Annotated in this window: 3 protein-coding genes; 2 read left to right on the plus strand and 1 reads right to left on the minus strand. The window is 58.8% G+C overall.

Annotated features, from left to right (window positions below; translation table 11 throughout):
- Positions 1–221: 221 nt before the first annotated feature.
- Positions 222–680: a hypothetical protein gene (locus ABX749_RS26330; protein ID WP_095741023.1), complete on the minus strand. Its 459-nt coding sequence runs from the start codon at positions 678–680 to the stop codon at positions 222–224.
- A gap of 343 nt (positions 681–1,023) precedes the next feature.
- Between ABX749_RS26330 and ABX749_RS26335 the strand changes: the two genes are divergently transcribed.
- Positions 1,024–1,581, plus strand: coding sequence for a hypothetical protein (locus ABX749_RS26335; protein WP_372898624.1), 558 nt, complete (start codon positions 1,024–1,026; stop codon positions 1,579–1,581).
- Positions 1,581–3,338, plus strand: coding sequence for a DEAD/DEAH box helicase (locus tag ABX749_RS26340; RefSeq protein ID WP_372898625.1), 1,758 nt, complete (start codon positions 1,581–1,583; stop codon positions 3,336–3,338). The genes ABX749_RS26335 and ABX749_RS26340 overlap by 1 nt, the downstream gene beginning before the upstream one ends.
- Positions 3,339–3,493: the final 155 nt, after the last annotated feature.

The following is a 3,493-nucleotide window of genomic DNA, read 5'->3' on the forward strand; positions in this document are numbered from 1 at the left end:
CCCGACTCCTTTCCATCGACTTTCTCCGCCGATGGGACGTTCGTTGCACCTCCGCCCGCCTCCTGTAGCGGCCATGCTTGCCCGCCCGAAATGTTGGTCCGGGCCTGGCGGCGGGGGACGTGGGCTGGGGTGGGTGTGGGGCGGGGTGTTCGCTAGCGAACAGGAGACGCAAGCAAGATGCTTACCCCACTTTACAGAGGCAAGCAGGATGCTTGCACGGCTTAGCTGACCTGGGCGGGTTCGCCGTTGCCCAGTTGCGCGAGGACTTGCAGGACGCCGTTGAGATGGGCCAAGCGGGGGCCGAAACGGTCCACGAATTCGTTCAGAATGAATTCGCTCTCCTCCAATCCCTCTTCGCTGTCGCAAATCTCTTCGGTCAAATTGTCCAAAAATTGCGTCTGCACCCGGCTGAGCGTCTCCGCCGCCGCGCGACACGATCGAGCCAGCCGCGGGTTGGCTTCCTTCCACTGCTGCAGTTCACTGGCACGCTGCTCGTTCATCGCGTTGTTCTGCTGAATCAATCGCTCCAGCAATTGGTTCTGTTGCTGCTGACCGGCAACCAAATGACGCAATAAGTCGACCACGACCTGATCCTTGGATTTTCGAGGCTCGCTGTCGGACTCGGCGGTCACGTCGATGCGGAAAACGGGCGAAAGCGGTTCGTGCTCGTATGACGACATGTGAAATAAATCCTGGGGAGCTGCGACATTGCTTTTGCTAGCGGAGCCAAAAAAATCTTCCCGCCGGCGTGTCTCGATGAAGCCCCGAGTATAACCCGACAAAAATGGGCTTGTCGATTAATCGGAAACAGCCCGGAAAAATTCCCCCCGCACGCCAGGAAAAATCGTCAGAAGCGGGTTTTCTTCATTTCCAACAAGTCGCTGCCGCGGCGTCGTGACCGTTAAAGTCAACGCAAGCAGAAAGCCGAAGTCTATCGGTGCGGTGACCACTGATTCGGCCGCGAGCCTTCTCGCGATCGAAACACCGCCAACCTCCCAGTTTCTGTTCGCGGTTTCGGAACGAATGCCTGACAACTTGCCTAAGAAGAATGACGCGACGATCGGTTATTTTACCGTCGTGGATGACCCGCGGACCGGCTGGACCGGCGGACTGCTGGTCTTGGACCGAGCCGGCCGACCGCTGGAGTTCCAATGCACCCTGCCGGTCCGCCCCACACGCGCCCACGAAATCTTGTTCGGCCCCACGCTGCGTTCCCATCTGGTCGCCCAGGTGATCGGAAAGCTGTTGATTTCCAAGTGCCGAACGCCGCTCTCACTGATCTGTTGCGATCTGCCGGAAGGGTTGAAACTAGAATCGTTCACCAAATCACCGGTCGCCCTCGTTCTGGAAGCCACGACGGTGGACGGGCAGCCGGTCGCTGCGAACGATTTCGTGGGCTCCGAAGCGGTTCAGCTGGCCGGATCGACGTTTCTGGTTCCGATGGAACGCCACGCCGAACTGGATGCCATCGCAAATTTCTACATCGACCTGCCCGACGCGGTCGAACCCTTTGAACGAATTCGCGAAGCGGTCAAAGAAGCCCACTCGCAACTGTCCCGTCAAGGTTCGGAAGCGGCCTGATGAGTTTCTTTTCTCCCCGACGACGCGACACGGCCACCGACGCATCGGAATTGGTTGCGGCCATCGATCCGGTTCATTCCTGGGTCGCCGATTCGATGTTCCCCGCGGAAGTCTGTGGCCTGGAACTGCCGACGATTGAACCGGTCTCGATCCCAATCCGGCTGCCCAAATTGGTGACCCAGGCACGAGGTTTTCAATTTCCCGATTCGGCGCGCTGGATCCCACCCCAAACGGCGTCCCCGGACAAATCAGCGCGTCCACCAGCAGCCGGCGAGTCGAAACAAAAGTCGAAGCCCCACCGAAAGCACAACCGGATCAAGCCGCCGTCGGACATCGTCAAACTGCAAGACCGGCTGTACTACTTGCTGCAACCCCCGTTGGACCTGTTGGTCGGCAGCGGGCAACTGAATTTTCCCTTCGATCCGTTTCCGTACCAGTTGGACGGCATGGCGTTTCTGTTCCCCCGTTATGCCGGCATCTTGGCGGACGAAATGGGACTGGGGAAAACGATGCAGGCGATCAGCACGATCCGATTGTTGCTGTGCAGTGGCGAAGTCCGCAGCGTGCTGTTGGTGTGTCCGAAACCGCTGGTGACGAACTGGTTGCGTGAATTCAGCGTCTGGGCGCCGGAGATCCCGATCGCGGCGATCGAAGGCAACTCGGCCAAACGAGAATTCCAGTGGCGTTCGCCCCAGGTTCCGGTCAAAGTCGCCAACTATGAATTGTTGATGCGCGACCAATCGATCCTGACGGACGATTCGATGCATTTTGATCTGGTCGTGCTGGACGAAGCACAACGGATCAAAAATCGCAGCAGCACCACAAGCCTGGTCGTCCGCAGCATTCCGCGAACCCGGTCCTGGGCCTTGACGGGGACTCCGGTGGAAAACTGCCCCGATGACCTGGTCGGCATTTTCGAATTCCTTTCACCGGGCTACCTGAAACCGGGCATGCCGATGAATCAAATCGCGAAACAGGCCGGTGACTATATCTTGCGTCGCACCAAAGACATGGTGCTCGACGACATGCCTCCGAAACTGTACCGCGACGCGGAGTTGGATCTGACGCCGGAACAGTGGTCGACTTATGAAGCGGCGGAAAAAGAAGGCGTGCTGTATCTGGAAAACCTGGAACAGTCGCTGACGATTCAGCATGTCTTCGAGTTGGTGTTGCGGCTGAAGCAAATCTGCAACTTCGATCCGGTCACCGGAAGCAGCTGCAAGCTGGAACGCTTGGTCGCCGACGTGGAAGAGGTGGCCGCGAGCGGTAAGAAGGCGATCGTGTTCAGCCAGTGGGTCAAGAGTCTCGATAAAATCCGCGACGCACTTGAGCCCTTCGGTCCGCTGGAATACCACGGCAGGATTCCACAAAAGAAACGCAACACGGTGATCGACCGATTCAAGTCGGACCCCAACAGCCACGTGATCCTAATGAGTTACGGGGCCGGCAGCGTGGGCTTGAATCTGCAGTTCTGTGAATACGTGTTCCTGTTCGACCGCTGGTGGAATCCGGCGATCGAAGACCAGGCGATCAACCGGGCGCACCGATTGGGCGCCGCCGGGGCCGTCACGGTGACGAAGATGATGGCGATGAACACGATCGAACAGCGGATCAATGATGTGCTGGATCAAAAGCGTGAGATGTTTGACACGCTGTTCTCGTCCAGCGAAACGCCGACGCGAAACGTGGGGCTGAGTCGGGAAGAGATTTTTGGTCTGTTTGATTTGCGGGCGCCGTGTGGGAAGAAGGTGGCGTGAGGAGTGCTGGCGTGCAGCGTTGAGGGGATGCGGGTCGCTGCGGAGCAGCGAAGCGGGGCGGCTGAAGCCTGCACACCAGCGCATGTTGGTGTTTAGCCTTGAGGCGATTCTCGGGTCGCTGCGGAGCAGCGAGGCGGGGCGGCTGAAGCCTGCAC

Origin of the sequence: Stieleria sp., assembly GCF_041595215.1 — a bacterium.
Taxonomy (GTDB): domain Bacteria; phylum Planctomycetota; class Planctomycetia; order Pirellulales; family Pirellulaceae; genus Stieleria; species Stieleria magnilauensis.